Genomic DNA, 16403 nt, shown 5'->3' with positions numbered 1-16403 from the left:
TCTTCTGGTCCGTGCCACCCGGGCCGTACCCGGGCCCGTCGCACCTGGTGGACCCCCGGGTACCCCGAACGTTCCGGTTCAGGGCAGCTCGCACAAGTCCTTCACCCGGGAAGGGCGCGGGCACGGCGGCGCCGCCGCAGCCGCAGCCGAGGAGCGCGCCGGACCAGCCAGGCGCCGGCCAGGCCCACGGCGGCGCCGGTGACGACATCGCTGGGATGGTGGGCGCCGCTCTGCACCCGCTCGACGGCCACCATCGCCGCCGGTACGGCGCAGACGCCGCCGGCCTGCGGCCAGGACCGCGCGACCGCCGCGGTGAAGGCCACCGCGGCGGCGGTGTGCCCGGACGGGAACGAGGAGGAGTCGGGACGGTCGTCGACCTCGTCGTGGGGGATCCACTCCCGGGGCGGCCGGGGGCGGTCGGCGAGCTGCTTGCCCAGGCCGTTGGCCAGCAGTTGCGCCACCGCGACGGCGGCCAGCCCGGTGACCGCCGCCTTCCGGCCGCGCCGCCCCCCGAGCCAGGCCATCGCCACCGCCGCGGCGCACCACAGCTTGCTGCCCTGCGCCGCCTCCTCCACCGCCGACAGCACCCTGCCGACATCGCCCGGAACCCGGGAGGCCACCCGGGTGGTCACTTCCCGGTCAGCTTCACGCACCCTCGTCGACAACCGCACGAACCGCAGGTATCCCGCGGCCCGCCACCCCACACCCGAACTCACGCCCTCCGGCGCGCGCCCCGGGCGGCCCCTCGAGCGCCGTCGGCCCGTCACGCCCCGGTTCCCGCCGCCCCGCGGCACGGCGTACGGCTCCGCATCGCGCACAGGCCGCCGACGACAGCCCGTTGCCACGCGGTCCGCGTGCCTCGGACACGGTGGACGCCGTCACGCGGGCGCCTGGCCCACCACGCGTCGTCGTTTCCGCGAGTCAGCCCAGATCTGCATGATCACCTGTAAAAGTGATTCGACCCAGGACCCGGCAACCGGGCGCTCCCCTCCACGGTTGTCCCCGGTACTCACCGGAAGACCACAAGGAGGGGGATCGTCTTGGTCTCGCCGTACGTCAAGCGTCTCGTCACCGCCCTCGCGGCTGCGGGAGGTCTCGTCCTCGCCGTGCCGGCGGGCGCACACGCCACCGCCATCGGATCGGCTCCCGTACGCACCTTCGAGTACAGCGTGGGCGGCGCGACGATGAAGATCCCGACAGGATGCATGTTCACCCACATCATCCGCGGGAGCGGCAGAAGGATCACGTATCAGAACGCCGGCGTCGACTGCGCCTTCGTCGGTGCGGTGAGCAGCCGGTTCTGCAACTGGCGAATCGACTTCACCTACGCCGACACGAACAACAGGATCTACCGGACATCCCGCGGCAGGACGCACAACGAGTGCAGGATCGACCCGATGCGGAGCAACTCTCCTCAGAGGTTGCCCCGTTATGGGAAGGCGTGCGCGCACCTTCATGTCAACGGGGTGCGGCGAGTGAGTCAGTGCCACCACATCACGAAGTGAGCGTCATGATCCAGCAGCAGGGTCAGCAGCCGGGCCACACGTACGAGGTGCGGCGACGCCGAGCCGGAATCGGATGGTTCCTCGCCGGCCTCGCCTCCTCGCTCGCCTTCTTCGCGTTCTTCCCCGGGTTGCCGCATGTCATCGACTGGGGTGCCCTTCTCGTGTCCCTCGCGGTCGGCGCGCTCGCCCGATGGGGCCGCCTGTCCTGGATGGCGAGGACGGCGGAGAAGAAGGCCGGTCACACCGGCGGCGACTGATCCCGGCCGTCGCCGGACCACCGGCCCCACGGTGTGACGGGACCGGACCGCGCCCGGCGGCCCTCCGGTACGCGGCAACCCGGTGGGTGGTCCGGCCGGGTGGGAGAGCAGGTGGGCAGGCGGACGTCGCCGCCGCGCTGGTGCGGTCGGCGTTCCTGGTGAACGCGGTGTACGCCGAGTCGAGCCGGGCGTACGGGCTGACTCCGCGGCAGGGGCGGTTGCCGTGCGTCCTGCTGCCGCAGCCGTGCGGCATGAGTGAGCTCGGGGAGACGCTGGGGCCGGCGAAGTCGAGTCTGGCCGGGCTGGTGGACCGGCGGTGCGGCTGGGGCTGGTGCGGCGGGAGGCCGATGCCCGGGACGGGCGGGCCGTGCGGGTGGGGCTGACGGAGCGGGGCGCCGCGCTCGCCGAGGGGTTCGGCGCCGGGACCTGCCGCCGTGCCCAGGCCCTGCCCGCCGGTCCGAGCGCCGCCGAGCGGGAGCGGCCGACCGTCCTGCTCGACCGGGTCGTGCGGGCCGACGAGGCGCCCGGGGTCTTCGCCGAGTCCGGTGAGCGGCGCCGGTAGCGGCGCTCACCCGCCTCCTCCCGCTCGGCCCGCGCCGCCGTCCGCCCGGTCCGGAACCGGCCCCGGCGCCCCGGCCGCCGCCGTGCGCCGCCTCGCGTACCGCCGGTCCGCCGCCGCCAGTCCCGCCGTCACCCCCGCCGATCCGAGCGCCATCACCGTCATCGCCGTCGCCGGTGACGTCAGTTGGGCCACCGTGCCCGCCGCGGCCGCGGCCACGCCCTGCAGGGTGATCATGCCCGCGGAGTGCAGTCCGAGGGCGTGGCCGGAGAGTTCGGCGGGTGTCAGGGACATCAGGCGTTCCTGCTGGACGAGGCTCGCGCCGAAGCCGGTCGACGCCACCGTGACGAGGACCGCGGCCAGCGGCAGCGGCGGGTGCAGGGCGAAGAACACGTACGGCGTCGCCAGCAGCAGGAGCAGCGGTGTGCCCAGGCGTGGGCGCAGCCGGGCCGGGACCAGGCGGCCCACCGCGACGTCCCCGGCGAGCATCCCGGCCGCGGCGCAGGCGAACAGCGTGCCGGCGGCCTCGGGGGCGTAGGAGACGTAGAGCGCCTCGCAGCCGACGACGAGGCCGTTGGGGATCCACAGGGCCAGGTAGACACGGCGGCGGGGCGGGGACGACCAGAGCAGGGCGTTCGTGCGCCAGGTCGCCGCGACGGAGGGGCGGTCGGGGGCGCGCGGTGGGCGGCGGGTGAGGCCGAGGCGGCAGACGGCCGCCGCCGCGCCGTACAGGGCCGCCGCGAGCAGCAGGCACCGGCGCGGGGTCAGGGCCGCCACCAGGACGCCGCCCGTGGCGTAGCCGGCGACCTGCATGACCCCGCTCATGATATTGAAGACGGAACGGCCCAGGAGGTAGCCGTCCGCGGGGAGGATCTCGTTCAGCAGTCCCCAGCGGACGCCGCCGCCGAGCGAGGCGGTCAGGCCCTGGGCGAGGAGGACGGCGAAGGCCGCCCACAGCGGCAGGCCGGGCAGGGCGAGCAGCGCCGTGGTGCCGGCGAAGGCGAGGGCGATGCCCGTCGTCGTGGCCCGTGGGGGGAGGCGGTCGGCGCCCGAGAGGAGGAGGGTCGCACCGAGCGCCTGCGCGAGCGACGGGCCGAACATGCTCATCGCGGACAGCAGCGGCGAGTCGGTCGCCCGGTACACCAGCGTGCCCAGGGCCAGGCCGCCGACCGTCTGCGCCACGGTCTGGGCGGCCGAGGCGAGGAAGAGCGGGGTGAACTCGGGGGTGCGGAACAGGTCGCGGTAACTGCGCATGCGCCGGAGTCTGTGGCGGCCCGGGAGCGGGCCGTTAGTGTTTCGCGCGGGCGCGAAAGGTCTTCGGGGGGGTCCATGGGCTGGTGGCAGGTCAACGCCGACACGCTCGCGCGCAGCCGGTTCGTGCTCTCGCCGTTCGCCGAGACCTTCGCCTGTCTGAAGCTGCTGCACGCGGGCGTGGCCGCGCATCCCGGGGAGCGGACCTGGCTGGAGGCCCATCTGCCCGGTTACCGGCGCCGGCTGGCCGCCGACCCGGTGACGGCGCTGCTGGTCCGCTCCGGACTCGGCCGGGACTGGATCGCCGACTTCCTCACCCCCACCCCGCGCGCCGCCCGGGAGACCTTCGAGGAGGAGGTCGCGCGGGTCCGCGCGGCCTGCCCCGACCGGGCCCGCGCCCATCTCACCGTCTCCCTGGCCGGGCCGCTCCCCGCCGAGCTGGACCGCGACGACCTGCCCGAGCGGGCCGCCGCGCTCCTGGAGTACGTCTGGGCCGAGGCCGTACGGCCCACCTGGCCCCGGCGCCGCCGCGTCCTGGAGGCGGACGTCGTCGCGCGGGCCACGCGGGTGAGCCGGGACGGCTGGGCGGCCGTGCTGGACGCGCTGCGGCCGGGCACGCGCTGGCTCGGCGGGAACCGGTTCCAGGTCAACCGGCACGCGTATCCGCCGCACGACATCTCCGGCGCCGAGCTGGCCTTCGTCCCGGTCACCCCGCAGCGGCACGGCTGGGTGTCGTGGGACGAGGACGAGCGGTACGCGGTCGTCTACCCGTGCGCCGGCGTGCTCGCCGACGACGGGGCCCGGCCCGTCCCGGCGAGCCTCGGCGCGCTGCTCGGCGCGGCGCGCGCACGCGTGCTGGTGCTGCTCGCCTCCCCCATGAGCACCAGTCAGCTGGTCGCGGTGACCGGCCAGGGGCTCGGCTCGGTCGGCCGCCACCTGCGGGTGCTGCTGGACGCCGGGCTGGCGGAGCGGCGGCGCGCCGGGCGGTCGGTGCTGTACTCGCGGACGGCGGCCGGTGAGGTGCTCGTACGGGCCGCGGGCGGCGGCCGGTGAGGTGCTCGTACGGGCCGCGGGCGGGGCGAGATGACCGTACGGCCGGGCCTCGGGGCGGCTCGTCCTGCGGCCCGGGGCACGGGAGTGCCGGGTCGCGGGGCTAGCATCCGCGCATGACGACTGCAGAGAACACCGGTTCCTCTCCCCTCGACGTCGAGATCGGCTCCCTCCAGGGCGGTCCGGCGGACCTCGGCCAGTACGCGGGCAAGGTCGTGCTCGTCGTGAACGTGGCCTCCAAGTGCGGGCTGACCCCGCAGTACGCCGGTCTGGAGCGGCTGCACGAGCGGTACGCGGAGCGCGGCTTCACCGTGCTCGGCGTGCCCTGCAACCAGTTCCTCGGGCAGGAGCCCGGCAGCGCCGAGGAGATCGCCGAGTTCTGCTCGGCGACGTACGGCGTGACCTTCCCGATGACCGAGAAGGTCGAGGTCAACGGGGCGGGGCGGCATCCGCTGTACGAGCGTCTGGTCGGGTTCGCGGACGCGGAGGGGCACAGCGGGGACGTCCGCTGGAACTTCGAGAAGTTCCTGATCGGCCGGGACGGGGCCGTGGTGGCGCGGTTCTCGCCGCAGACCGAGCCGGAGGCGCCCGAGGTCGTGGCCGCCGTCGAGGGCGCGCTCGCCTAGGCGGGCGTCGGCCTCGCCCCCCGGGGGGACGTCCCCGGCACCGGGCGGAACGGGCCGCCGGGTGCCGGGGCGCCGTCGTGGTCGACGCCCTGCGCGCCGTCGGGGCGTCCGCCGTGCGGGCCGGGATTCCGGCCACGGCGCCGGGGCGGTACGACCGGCTCGGGCCGTCGGCCCGGCGCGGGTCGAGGAGTCGGCGGCGGGGGCGCGGGCCGAGCACGGGCACCCCCGGCGGACGGCGGCGCGGGCGTGGGTCCGGCCGCGGGCGGACCGGCGGACGATGGCGTGGGCCCCGCACGGGCGGATCCGGCGGACTGCGGTGGGTGGGGCCGGCGGTGGTCGGCTCACCCGCGGATCACCGGGGCGCGGGAGCCTGTCGGCGGGGTGCGGGCGCGTTCGGGGCGGTGGCGGAGCCGGTCGCCGCTCGGGGGTCGACGCCGACGGGTCGTGCGGGGAGGTGCACTGCGCGGATCGGGCGGATCGAGTGGAGTGCTCGCGCCGGGCGGAGTGCGCGGCGGCCGGGGGTGGAGGACCCGGTGCGCGGGGGTTTCCGGTGGGGCGGCCGGGGTGCGGCCGAGCCCTCTCGGCTAGGACGGCGAACTGGTCGAGAGGGCTCTGCGGTGTCGCTTGTCGCTGTTTACCGAGGGGTCGTCAGGCCTTGACCGAGGTCACGAAGGCCTTCCACGCGGCGGCGGGGAAGGCCAGGGTCGGACCCTCGGGAACCTTGGAGTCGCGGACGACCAGTGCCGTCACGGCGGGGGACTTGACCTCGACGCACGCGCCGTTTCCCCCCGAGTAGGAGGACTTCGTCCAGGTTTCCGTGGCGCCCTGAAGAATTGCCATGTTTGCTCCGGTGGCGAGTTGCTGAATTGCTGTCGCCGCGCCACGGCTCCCTTCCGGGACCGCGGTGCGGAGTGCGCCAAGGTCGTCTGACTCGTTGGCGCAATCGACGCTACTCGCTGATTTCCTCCACCGGAGCAGCCATTCACTCGACCGGATGCCATATTCCAAGCGAGCCTTCCAGCGTGATGATCCGCGGGTGTACGATCCCGCGCCGGTCGCCGGAAAAGCCGGGAAACCGGCGGTGTCTCAGCGCGCGTATTCCTTCGCCACGTCCTCGATGAGCTGGCGCGACTGGTCCACGTTCAGTGCCTGCGCCCGCAGGTGCTCGTACATCACCGTGTACTTCTGCACGTCGTGCGCCTTCTCCAGGTAGAGGTCGCTGGTCACGCCCTCGATGTACACCACGCTCGAATCGGCCGCGTCGGCGAACTCCAGGATGGAGTACTGGCCGTTGATGCCGGGGTGCGCCCCGACGTCGAAGGGCAGTACCTGCACGGTGATGTGCGGCAGCTGCGACATCTCGGCGACGTGCTCCAGCTGCTCGCGCATCACCTGGCGGCTGCCCACCACCCGGCGCAGCGCGGCCTCGTCCAGGACCACCCACAGCCGCAGCGGACCGGTTTCGGCGGTGATGCGCTCCTGCCGCCGTATCCGCACCTTGACCCGCTTCTCGATGTCGGCGGGCGGGGTCTCCGGCAGGGCGCCCTGGATGAGCGCCTCGGCGTACGGGCGGGTCTGCAGCAGGCCGGTGATGATCTGGGGTTCGTAGACCCGCAGCGACTCCGCGTCCGTCTCCAGGCCGATGTACACGCTGTACGGGATGTCCCCGAAGGCGTGCCACCAGCCCTGCTGGCGCGAGTCCTTGGCCATCTGCATCAGCGACTCGACGATCCGCTGGTCCTCGACCTCGTAGACCCCGCACAGGTCGCGGACGTCACGCTGGCTGATGCTGCGCCGGCCGTTCTCCAGGCGGCTGATCTTCGACTGCGACACCAGCAGCCGCTCCGCCACCTCCTCGGCGGTCATGCCCTTGAGCTCGCGGAGCCTGCGCAGCTCCTGGCCCAGCCGGCGCCGCCTGACGGTGGGATTGACATTGGACGCCACGGGACGTGCACCTCCGGCTGCCTGCCTCGAACTTGCCGCTTTGCGTATCTGCTGTTCAGCAGACTGCCACCAAGGGGCTCGCTGCCGCTGGGAAATGAGCGACAAGCGCCGCGTACACGCCAGTTCGGGCCTCCCCCGCGCATACGGCCGCGCGGGGCGGCGGACCGGGTCGTCGTCCGGACGTACGGTCGCGTCGCCCCGCGCGGACCAGCGGCTCCCGTACCGGGTCCCGGGGACTTGCGGTGCGGCTCTCTGCCGTGCGCTGGTGGTGCGTGGGGGTGGTGCTGTGGTGCTGCGGCGCCGAGGCCGGCGCCCTGCCGTGGGCCGCGGCTCAGTGGGCCACGGCACGCGCCATGGATCCGCGGCGCGGCTGCATCGGAACGCCGCGTGCGGGTTCCGCCGCGGGCCCGGCTCCGCCGGCGGCCGGACGGCCGGCCGGGGCCGGACCGCGGCGCGGCTGGGCCGCCGCGCCGTTCTGGACGTCCATCACGGCGTGTGCCACGAGGCCGCCCATCGGGTCGTGCCGGATCAGGTCCCGTAGCCGGGAACGCGACGAGCGTCCCTCGTTGCCCGGATACAGGTGCTTGCCGAGGCCGACCGCGTGCGCCAGCGCGGCGAGCGCCGCCGTCCGCGGGTCCGGCGGTACGCCGGTACGGATCGCGGAATCCAGCCGGGCCCTGATCTCCCGGCTGATGGCGGTGTCCGTCGCCTGGTAGCGAGTCGTCGGCAGCACCCCGCACATCTGGCCTTCCACGGCGTGCACCATGCCGCACCGCTCCAGATGCGAGAGGTAGGTCTGGCGGAGCCCGAGACGGGGCCCGCCGATCCAGTGGACGGCCCGTACCGGAGCGCCGCGCCTGCGCAGCAGCTCCAACGCGCTGTCCAGAGTCGGATCTCCTGTCGGCCGTGGCACCACCACGGCGATACGATCCCCGTCTGGGGCTATCCGTCCGGCCAGCGCCAGCTCCACTAGCTGCGCTCCGGCCAGACCGAGGTCGAGCGACTGCGGCTGCGCAGTGGTACCCGTGGCCGGGTCCAGTGCCAGCAGCAGAAGCTCCTCCGGAAGTGTTCTGCGGCTCCTGCCCATCCATGCCTCCCCGCGTGGATGAATGACAGGGTGACCCCTCTCACATTGGTCTGTCGAGGGCACGTGACCTGTTTGTGAGGGAACCGGCAGGTATGTCGTTCTCGTCTACCGCCTCGGTCAGGTCCGCACACAGGACACTGGTACATGGTTCGGACAGCGCGGTGGAGCTGTTGTCCGGGCGGGCGGTACACCGTTCGGGTTCGGTAGGCGCACGCGGTGCGTGCGGCGCATGGAGGAGGCATCGGTGGCGGGCGAGTCCCCCGACAGTTCGAAGCAGCGCGAGTCGTCGGCACAACCGACGTCGGGGAGCGCGGGTCCGGTTCCCGAGGCGAGGACCGAGGAGAGCGGTACGGCGGAGCGGCGCGACCCGCGGCTGGCGGTGGCCCGGGAGACGGCGACCACGACGCACGGGGGCGTCGACACGGCCACCCGGGTGCTGTCGGTGCGTGAAGTGGCCCCGGAGGCCGGGGAGGACGAGGACGCGCGGGACGCCGGGGCGGACGGGGGCGCGGAGGACACGGGTTCCGGTTCCGGGCGGGCGGAGGGCTCCGGTTCCCCCGGCTCGGGGGCGTCCGGGGCGTCCGGCGACCGCGAGGAGACCGCCCGGGGCGGCGAGAAGGCCGCTGAGGCCGCGCAGGAGGCCCGGGAGGCCCAGGAGGCCCGGGACGGCGGGGCGGAGGGCCCTGAGGGCGTCACGGGCCGCACGGAGGCCGAGAGCGGCGACGCGCCCGCGGCCGACGGGACCGAGCACGGGGCCGACACCGCCCGGAAGGCCGGCGAGTCCGGCAGGAACGGCGAGTCCGGCAGGAGCGGCGCCGGCTCGGGGACCCGGGCGGACGACGCGCCCGAAGCCGGGGGCGACGACCGGGACGGCTCGCACGGCACGCCCGAACCGGGTGGCGCGCCCGAGTCGGACGACACGCCCGGGACCGGAGCGGACGGCGAGGACGGCGACGGGGGCCCCGCGGCGAAGTCCTCCGGCGCGTCCGGGGCCGACGAGAAGGCCGTCGACCGGCCGACCGCCGTCTTCAAGGCCGTACGGCCTTCCGGTTCCGGCGTCGACCAGCCCACCACCATGCTCAAGGTGGGTGGCGCGGCCGGGAAGGCGGGCAGGGCCGCCGGCGGGAAGCCCGCCGGCGGCGCCGCCGAGGACGCCCGCGAGGCCCCCGCCGAGGACACCGGCAAAGCCCCCGGGAGGCCCGCGGAGAAGGCCTCCGGGAGGACGGCCGGGCGGGAGGCCGGGAGGACGGCCGAGCAGGAGGCCGAGCGGACCAGCAGGTTCGTCGCGCTCAAGCCGCTCGAGGACCCCTCGACGCGGAAGCCGCGGCCGGGCGACGCCACCACGGCGCCGCCCGCGGTGCCCCCGGCGGACGCCACCGCGCCCGTGCCGCAGGTCGGGCCGGAGCGCACCACGCAGCAGCCGTTGCCGCCGAAGCCGCCGCTGGACCTGCTGGCCGAGTTGACGAACACTCCGCCGCCCCCGCCCACCCCGCTGCGGACGCTGGCGCGGCGGGTCAAGATCTGGACGCCGCTGGTCCTGCTGCTGCTGATCGTCTTCGCGGTCGTACAGACCGTGCGTCCGCTGCCGGAGCCCACGCTCCAGCTCACCGCCGGCTCCACCTACACCTTCGAGGGCGGCGCGGTCGACATCCCGTGGCCGTCCGACGGGCAGGCCGCGCTGGATGTGCAGGGCATCGGTTCGTTCGGCTCGTCGGGCGCGCAGGAGCCCGTGCCGATCGCCAGTGTCGCCAAGGTCATGACGGCCTATCTGATCCTGCGCGACCACCCGCTGAAGAGCGGCGCCGAGGGTCCGAAGATCAAGATCGACCAGGCCGCGGAGGACCAGTCGGACGCCGGTCCGGAGTCGACCGTCAACGTGTTCGCCGGCGACTCGATCACCCAGCGGGAGGCGCTGGAGGGCATCCTGATCGCGTCCGCGAACAACGTGGCGCGGCTGCTGGCCCGTTGGGACGCGGGGTCCGAGAAGGCGTTCGTGCAGAAGATGAACGACGCCGCCGAGGACCTCGGCATGACCAACACGACGTACACCGACCCGTCGGGGCTGAACAACACGACGGTGAGCACGGCCGTGGACCAGGTGAAGCTGGCCAAGGCGGCGATGGAGCAGCCCGTGTTCCGCGAGGTCGCCGCGATGATGTCGTACGTCGACTACAAGGGCGAGCCGCACGACAACTGGAACCGTCTGGTCGGCTTCAACGACGTCGTCGGCATCAAGACCGGCACCACCACCTCGGCGCTCGGCAACCTCGTCTTCGCCGCGAAGAAGGAGATCGGCGGCGAGACGCGCCGGATCGTCGGCGCCGTGGTGCGGCAGCCGGAGGGCGGCGCGGACAACACCATCCTCGGCGGCGCGCTGGACGCGGGCGACAAGCTGATCCGCGCCGCGCAGGATGCGCTCGCCACGGCGACGATCCTGAAGAAGGGCGACGTGGTCGGCTACGTCGACGACGGCCTCGGCAACCACACGCCGGTCGTCGCCGCCCAGGACGTCACGGCCGTCGGCTGGGCCGGGCTGAAGGTCGAGCTGACGTTCGCCGCGGACGATCTGCCGCACACGGCCGAGGCCGGTACCAAGGTGGGCACCCTGACCGTGGGCGACGGCGGCGACAGCGGCGCGGTGCGGGTCCCGGTCGCCCTGCAGAGGGATCTGGCCGAACCGGGCTGGACGGACAAGCTGACCCGTCTGGGCTGACCGGAAGCCGGCGGGAAACGGTACGGCGGCCGTCGTCCCCGAGGGGGCGGCGGCCGCCGCGTGTCCGGGCGGGGCCCGGCTCCGGGCCGCCGGGTCGGCCGGAACCGGGCACGGCGGGTCCCGTCCCGCGTGCTAGCGTCCCGAACCGGGACAGGTCGCCGGTCGCACGGACGCGGCTGTGAACCGCACGGGAACGGGATGCGGCCGAGAACGGAATGCGGGACACGGGGAGTGCCTTCAGGTGGCCACTGCGGAACCGACACGCGCCGACGACGCCGATCCGGGCCCGGTGAGCGGCCCGCGAATACAGCCGCGCGTCCCGCGCGCCGCTGACCACGACGCCATGGGCCGCGTCCCCCTGCGCACCGGCGCACCGGACCGGGACCGCGCCCTCCACGGCCCGGACCGCGGCCGCGACGGCGGCCCGGACCGCTCCCCCGGCCACGCCGCGCCGGACCGCTCCCCCGGCCGCGGCGCGGATCGCGGCCGTCCCGCGCCGGCGGCCCCGGCCTCCCGTGCCAGGGCCGCGCTCCGGGGCCTCCGTGACCGTCTCCTGCGCCGTCCGGTGCTCACCGTCACCGGGCTCGCCGGGGCGCTGCACGTCGTCTGGTTCTTCACGTTCGCCAACAGCGGCGGCGATCTCGCGGCGCAGGACGCCTGGGCGGAGTTCGTCGGCCGGCACCCCGACTCGGCGTACAACCTGGCCTGGTACGGCGGGATGCACCCGGTGTCGTACAGCGTGGTGTCGCCGTATCTGATGTCGGTGCTCGGGGTCCGTACGACGATGATGATCGCGGGCACGCTGTCGGCCGGGCTGCTGACGCTGATCCTGACGCGCAGCCGGGGGGCCGTCGAGCGGCCGATGCGGCCCGCGCTGGCCGGCGTGTACGCGCTGTTCTGCAACGCCGTGTCGGGGCGGGTGACGTTCGGGCTCGGCACCGTGTTCGCGCTGGGCGCGGTCGCCGTCGTGTTCTGCTGGCCGTACCGGTGGCGGTACCGGCGCTGGGCGAAGGCGCTGTGCGCGGCGCCGCTGGCCGCGCTGGCCACCATGGCGTCGCCGGTGGCGGGTCTGTTCGTCGGCCTGGTGGCCGTGGCCCTGTTCCTGCAGAAGCGCCTTCCGGGCGCCTGGGCGCTGGGGCTCGCCCCGGCGGCCGTGGTGGCGGTGTCGGCGTGGCTGTTCCCGTTCTCGGGGACGCAGCCGATGACGTACGCCTCGGTGATCCTGCCGCTGGCGTACTCGGTGCTCGTCTTCCTGCTCGTGCCCCGCGCGTGGCGGACGGTCCGGCTCACGGCCGCCGTGTACGGGCTGGGCGTGGTGCTGGTGTGGCTGATCAGCTCGCAGATCGGCTCGAACATCACCCGGCTGGCGATGCTGTTCGCCGGGGTGGCGCTGGTGGCCGCGCTGCCGTTCGCGGTGCCGCGCTCGCGCAGGTGGTACGCGATCGTCGTCGCCTTCGCCGGCTTCACCGTCTGGATCGGTTACAAGTCGGTCGACGACGTCGTGCACACCACGCCCGCCGCCGCCTGGGCGCGCGAGCTGGCGCCCCTGGTCAACGAACTGCAGGAGGTCGGCGCGGAGAAGGGCCGGGTGGAGGTGGTCCCGGCCCGCTCCCACCGCGAGGCCTCGGCGCTCGCCCCGTACGTCAATCTGGCCCGCGGCTGGAACCGCCAGGCCGACATGGAGCGCAACCCGCTCTTCTACGACGGCACCCTCAACTCGGCCAACTACCACGAGTGGCTGCGGCGCTGGGCGGTGCACTTCGTGGTGGTGCCGAAGGACGATCCGGACGGGGACGGCGCCGCGCGGGAGCGGGAGCTGGTGCAGCGGGGCCTGCCGTACCTGAAGCAGGTCTGGGGCGACGCGAACTGGCAGCTGTTCAAGGTGACCGACCCCACCCCGCTGGCCGGGCCGCACGCGGTCGTGCGGCGGGCCGAGCAGGGCGGGATGACGCTCGACGTGCGGCGGGCGGGCCGCGTCCTCGTCCGCATCCCGTACTCGCCGTGGCTGAGCGTCGTCGACGCGGAGGGCCGGAGCCTGGAGGCCCCGCGGGAGACGGAGGCCTCCCGGAACCGTCCCGACGGCTCCCCGAGGACGTACGAGAACGTCAACGGCTGCCTGATGCCCGCGGAGGAGGACGAGCACGGCGACCGGTGGACGGAGCTGCTCGCGCCGAAGCCCGGCACCTACCGGCTGGCGGCGCCCTACCAGCTGCCGCGCGGGACGCCGTGCCCGGAGGAACTGAGGAACTGAGGAACCGGGTCGGGCGGCCGGGCCCGCCGGTCCGCGCCGGGGTCCGGCACCGTGCCGAACCCCCCTCCCCTCGTTCAGACTCGTGAACGCAAGTCACCAAGTGGAACTATTTTACTTCCCCTTGACCTGACGTGCGCTTGTCGTGCCCGCTTCACCGCACCCACGATGAGCGAGCCGTTCACAAGGCGGACCCTGGAAGGGGGCACATGAACAGTCTCGACTGGGCCGTGCTCATCGGCTACTTCGCCGTGATGGTCGCCATCGGCGTCTGGTCGCACAAGCGCGTGGACAACGTCAGCGACTTCTTCACGGCCGGCGGCAAGATGCCCTGGTGGCTCTCCGGCATCTCGCACCACATGTCGGGCTACAGCGCGGTGATGTTCACCGGGTACGCGGGCATCGCCTACACCTACGGCGTCACCTCCTTCGTCACCTGGTCCTTCCCGATCGCGCTGGGCATCGCCATCGGGTCGAAGCTGTTCGCGCCGCGCATCAACCGGCTGCGCTCCCGGCTCCGTGTGGCCTCCCCGTTGGAGTACCTGAAGAACCGTTACGACCTGAAGACCCAGCAGGCGCTCGCCTGGTCCGGGATGCTGCTGAAGATCGTGGACGTGGGCGCCAAGTGGGCGGCGATCGCCACGCTGCTGTCCGTCTTCACCGGCATCTCGCTCAACCAGGGCATCCTCATCACCGGCACCATCACCGCCGTCTACTGCACCATCGGCGGCCTGTGGGCGGACGCCCTGACCGAACTCGGCCAGTTCATCATCCAGTTGCTGGCCGGCGTCGCCATGTTCCTCGCCGTCGCGGTGCGGCTCGACGACCACGGCGGCTTCTTCGGCGTGTGGGACCAGCCGGAGCTGCACGGCCACGAGAAACCCCTGGTCGGCCCGTACGGCACGGTGTTCCTGCTGGCCTTCCTGTTCATCAAGCTCTTCGAGTACAACGGCGGCATGCTCAACCAGGCCCAGCGCTACATGGCCACGCCCACCGCGAAGGAGGCCGAGCGCTCGGCGCGGCTGTCGGCGGTGCTGTGGCTGGTCTGGCCGCTGGTGCTGTTCTTCCCGATGTGGATGTCGCCGCTGCTGGTGGAGTCGCAGAAGCCGGACGGCTCGGACTCGTACGCTCTGATGACCGAGCAGCTCCTGCCGCACGGCCTGCTGGGCCTGGTCATCGTCGGCTTCTTCTCCCACACGATGGCCATGTGCTCCTCCGATGCCAACGCCATCGCGGCCGTGTTCACCCGCGACTGCATGCCGGTGGTGTGGGCCCGGGCGCGGACGTGGAGCGAGGGCCAGGGCCTGCGCGTGGCGCGGATCGCCACCGTCGTCTTCCTCGGCCTGTCCATGGCGGCGGCGACCCAGGTCAACTCCCCCGCCTTCAAGGACATCATCACGGTCGTCATCAAGTGGGTGGCCGGGCTGATGGGCCCGATGGCGATCCCGATGATGCTGGGCCTGCTGCGCCCGTTCCGCCGCTCCGGCCCGACGGCGGCGCTGGTGAGCTGGTCGATGGGTCTGCTCGCCTTCTGGCTGGTCAACTACCCGATCAGCTGGAACGTCGAGGGCGGTGTCCCGCTCCAGTACCAGGTGTCGATCCCGCTGGCGGTGTCGCTGGTCCTCTACGTCCTCATCGGCTACCTGAGGCCGGAGGACACCCCGGAGCGGCTGGCGATCATCGAGCAGGTCAACACGGACGGGGACGGCGCCGCCGCGGCGGCGGTCCCGTCACCGGCCGGCGGACGGGAGAACCCGGTGGGCACCCGGGCGAAGGACTGAGACAGCCGGCGCGAACCGGAACCGCCGACGAGGACGACGGGCCGGAGCAGTCGGGGCGGCGGGGCCGTCCGCGGCGCGGGCGGCCCCCGCCGCCGTGGCCGGCGTGCCGCTCGCCCGGCGGAGCCCGGGTCCGGGAGCCCCGCTCCCCCGGCGGCTCCCGGGCCCGCGATCCGGGCCCCTGCCGTGGCCACGGTCCCGGAGCCCCGGCCGGCGTGGGCTCAGCCCCGGGGATACCGGGCGAGCCACCCCGGCGAGGCTCCCGCCGGGCCGTGCAGGGCCGGTCCCTGGGTCATCTCCATGGCGAAGTCGTCGGCCAGTTCCAGGATCGTGGGGCGGCCCTCCAGTTCGACCACCCAGGCGGGCGGCAGGGCCGTCTCGCCGTGCAGCGCGCCGAGGAGGCCGCCGGTCAGCGCGCCCGCCACGGCGGAGGGCCCGTCCTGGTTGACGGCGAGGCACAGCCCGTGCCGGACGTCCTCGCCGGCGAGGGCGCAGTACACGGCGGTGGCCACCAGCGCCTCCGCCGTCCCCTCCCCCGTCAGCCGGGCCACCCGCTCCGCTGTCGGCGCCCCCTGCCGCACGGCGCCGAGCGCGTGTCGCAGCGCCTCGGACACCGGCTCGTGCCCCGGGCGGGAGGCCAGCAGGGCGAGCGCCCGCCGCACCGCGCCGTCGAGGTCGTCGCCGCGGGCCAGCGCGTGCACGATCACGGCGTACGCGCCCGCCGCGAGGCAGGCGACGGGGTGGCCGTGGGTCTGCGCCGCGCACTCCACGGCGAGCTGGGCGACCAGGTGCGGGTCCCAGCCGACCAGCAGTCCGAAGGGCGCGGAGCGGGCGGCGGCCTCGGGTCCGGGCTCAGCGGGGTTCTTGGGCGCGCCCAGGGTGCCCATGGTGTCGTCGCCGAGTCCGAGCAGCAGGGCGCGGGTGGGGTCGCGCCGGGCGTACAGCCACTCCTCGCGGGCGAGCCAGCCGTCCTCCTCGCGCCGCTCGTCCGGGCCCCAGTCCCGCTGGGTGGCGGCCCAGCGCCGGTACGCCCGGTGCAGGTCGGTCGGCGGGTGCCAGGCGCCGGTGTCGCGCCGCACCTGGGCGCGGATCAGCCCGTCCGTGGAGAACAGGGTGAGCTGCGTGAGGTGGGTGACGGCACCGCGCCTGCCGTACGCGGGGGCCAGGTCGAGCAGCCCCTCACCGCCGTACGCCGCCCGGATCCCCCCGAGGTCCAGTCGGTTCACGGGCGCCCCCAGCGCGTCCCCGACGGCCACCCCGAGCAGGGTCCCGCGCACCCGGCTGCGGAAGTCCTGCTGCTCGCTACGCCCCCAGACGGCACCAGCGGTCGCACTCACCTAGTCCTCCCCGGGGGAACCGTCCGTCCGTACGACGCCCAGCACTGT

The 16403-nt window shown here is 74.1% G+C and carries 14 protein-coding genes; 8 read left to right on the top strand and 6 right to left on the bottom strand.

Annotated features, from left to right (window positions below):
* Window positions 1–101: 101 nt before the first annotated feature.
* Entirely contained in the window at window positions 102–632 is a 531-nt protein-coding gene (locus tag ACIBAI_RS11370; protein ID WP_399033121.1) for a phosphatase PAP2 family protein, read from the bottom strand.
* Between the two features lie 408 nt (window positions 633–1040).
* Between ACIBAI_RS11370 and ACIBAI_RS11365 the strand changes: the two genes are divergently transcribed.
* The 3 genes from ACIBAI_RS11365 to ACIBAI_RS11355 all read left to right on the top strand — a co-directional run bounded on the left by ACIBAI_RS11365 (window position 1041) and on the right by ACIBAI_RS11355 (window position 2324).
* The gene (locus ACIBAI_RS11365) at window positions 1041–1505 is read left to right on the top strand and encodes a hypothetical protein (protein WP_399033119.1); all 465 of its coding nucleotides are present in this window, start codon (window positions 1041–1043) and stop codon (window positions 1503–1505) included.
* A 5-nt stretch (window positions 1506–1510) separates the two neighbouring features.
* Entirely contained in the window at window positions 1511–1762 is a 252-nt protein-coding gene (locus ACIBAI_RS11360; protein ID WP_399033117.1) for a hypothetical protein, read from the top strand.
* Window positions 1763–2078: 316 nt separating this feature from the next.
* Complete coding sequence (locus tag ACIBAI_RS11355) at window positions 2079–2324, top strand: hypothetical protein (RefSeq protein WP_399033116.1); 246 nt, start codon at window positions 2079–2081, stop codon at window positions 2322–2324.
* 6 nt (window positions 2325–2330) lie between these two features.
* Here the strand turns inward: ACIBAI_RS11355 and ACIBAI_RS11350 are convergent, their stop codons facing one another.
* On the bottom strand, window positions 2331–3575 hold the full coding sequence (locus tag ACIBAI_RS11350; RefSeq protein ID WP_399033114.1) for an MFS transporter: 1245 nt from the start codon (window positions 3573–3575) through the stop codon (window positions 2331–2333).
* A 75-nt stretch (window positions 3576–3650) separates the two neighbouring features.
* Here ACIBAI_RS11350 and ACIBAI_RS11345 point away from each other — a divergent pair, with 75 nt between their 5' ends.
* Together ACIBAI_RS11345 and ACIBAI_RS11340 are read left to right on the top strand one after the other, a co-directional pair.
* Window positions 3651–4625, top strand: coding sequence for a winged helix-turn-helix domain-containing protein (locus tag ACIBAI_RS11345; RefSeq protein ID WP_399033112.1), 975 nt, complete (start codon window positions 3651–3653; stop codon window positions 4623–4625).
* A gap of 113 nt (window positions 4626–4738) precedes the next feature.
* A complete protein-coding gene (locus ACIBAI_RS11340) occupies window positions 4739–5248 on the top strand; it encodes a glutathione peroxidase (RefSeq protein ID WP_399033110.1) in 510 nt (169 codons plus the stop codon).
* Window positions 5249–5896: 648 nt separating this feature from the next.
* Here ACIBAI_RS11340 and ACIBAI_RS11335 read toward each other — a convergent pair.
* From ACIBAI_RS11335 to ACIBAI_RS11325, 3 genes are all read right to left on the bottom strand, one after another.
* A complete protein-coding gene (locus tag ACIBAI_RS11335) occupies window positions 5897–6088 on the bottom strand; it encodes a DUF397 domain-containing protein (protein WP_344603065.1) in 192 nt (63 codons plus the stop codon).
* A 246-nt stretch (window positions 6089–6334) separates the two neighbouring features.
* A complete protein-coding gene (locus ACIBAI_RS11330) occupies window positions 6335–7192 on the bottom strand; it encodes a helix-turn-helix domain-containing protein (RefSeq protein WP_399033109.1) in 858 nt (285 codons plus the stop codon).
* A gap of 331 nt (window positions 7193–7523) precedes the next feature.
* On the bottom strand, window positions 7524–8279 hold the full coding sequence (locus ACIBAI_RS11325; protein ID WP_399033108.1) for a GPP34 family phosphoprotein: 756 nt from the start codon (window positions 8277–8279) through the stop codon (window positions 7524–7526).
* Window positions 8280–8508: 229 nt separating this feature from the next.
* Between ACIBAI_RS11325 and ACIBAI_RS11320 the strand changes: the two genes are divergently transcribed.
* From ACIBAI_RS11320 to ACIBAI_RS11310, 3 genes are all read left to right on the top strand, one after another.
* Complete coding sequence (locus tag ACIBAI_RS11320; protein WP_399033107.1) at window positions 8509–10992, top strand: D-alanyl-D-alanine carboxypeptidase; 2484 nt, start codon at window positions 8509–8511, stop codon at window positions 10990–10992.
* Window positions 10993–11233: 241 nt separating this feature from the next.
* A complete protein-coding gene (locus tag ACIBAI_RS11315; RefSeq protein WP_399033105.1) occupies window positions 11234–13243 on the top strand; it encodes an MFS transporter in 2010 nt (669 codons plus the stop codon).
* 206 nt (window positions 13244–13449) lie between these two features.
* Window positions 13450–15021, top strand: a complete 1572-nt coding sequence (locus ACIBAI_RS11310) for a sodium:solute symporter family protein (RefSeq protein ID WP_399033103.1) — start codon at window positions 13450–13452, stop codon at window positions 15019–15021.
* 218 nt (window positions 15022–15239) lie between these two features.
* Here ACIBAI_RS11310 and ACIBAI_RS11305 read toward each other — a convergent pair whose 3' ends face one another.
* Window positions 15240–16355 (bottom strand): ADP-ribosylglycohydrolase family protein, encoded by a 1116-nt coding sequence (locus tag ACIBAI_RS11305; protein ID WP_399033101.1) that lies wholly within the window; start codon window positions 16353–16355, stop codon window positions 15240–15242.
* Window positions 16356–16403: the final 48 nt, after the last annotated feature.

The organism is Streptomyces sp. NPDC051041 (assembly GCF_044456065.1).
In the GTDB taxonomy this organism is placed as follows: Bacteria; Actinomycetota; Actinomycetes; order Streptomycetales; family Streptomycetaceae; genus Streptomyces; species Streptomyces glaucus.
The sequence above is the reverse complement of the archived record's forward strand: the minus strand, read 5'-3'. Positions and strand labels throughout refer to the sequence as shown.

What these genes read in the sequence shown, in the direction of transcription:
- ACIBAI_RS11360 (WP_399033117.1), top strand. Translation starts at nt 1,511, where the DNA reads ATGATCCAGCAGCAGGGTCAGCAGCCGGGCCACACGTACGAGGTGCGG.
- ACIBAI_RS11350 (WP_399033114.1), bottom strand. Translation starts at nt 3,575, where the DNA reads ATGCGCAGTTACCGCGACCTGTTCCGCACCCCCGAGTTCACCCCGCTC.
- ACIBAI_RS11345 (WP_399033112.1), top strand. Translation starts at nt 3,651, where the DNA reads ATGGGCTGGTGGCAGGTCAACGCCGACACGCTCGCGCGCAGCCGGTTC.
- ACIBAI_RS11340 (WP_399033110.1), top strand. Translation starts at nt 4,739, where the DNA reads ATGACGACTGCAGAGAACACCGGTTCCTCTCCCCTCGACGTCGAGATC.
- ACIBAI_RS11335 (WP_344603065.1), bottom strand. Translation starts at nt 6,088, where the DNA reads ATGGCAATTCTTCAGGGCGCCACGGAAACCTGGACGAAGTCCTCCTAC.
- ACIBAI_RS11325 (WP_399033108.1), bottom strand. Translation starts at nt 8,279, where the DNA reads ATGGGCAGGAGCCGCAGAACACTTCCGGAGGAGCTTCTGCTGCTGGCA.
- ACIBAI_RS11320 (WP_399033107.1), top strand. Translation starts at nt 8,509, where the DNA reads ATGGAGGAGGCATCGGTGGCGGGCGAGTCCCCCGACAGTTCGAAGCAG.
- ACIBAI_RS11310 (WP_399033103.1), top strand. Translation starts at nt 13,450, where the DNA reads ATGAACAGTCTCGACTGGGCCGTGCTCATCGGCTACTTCGCCGTGATG.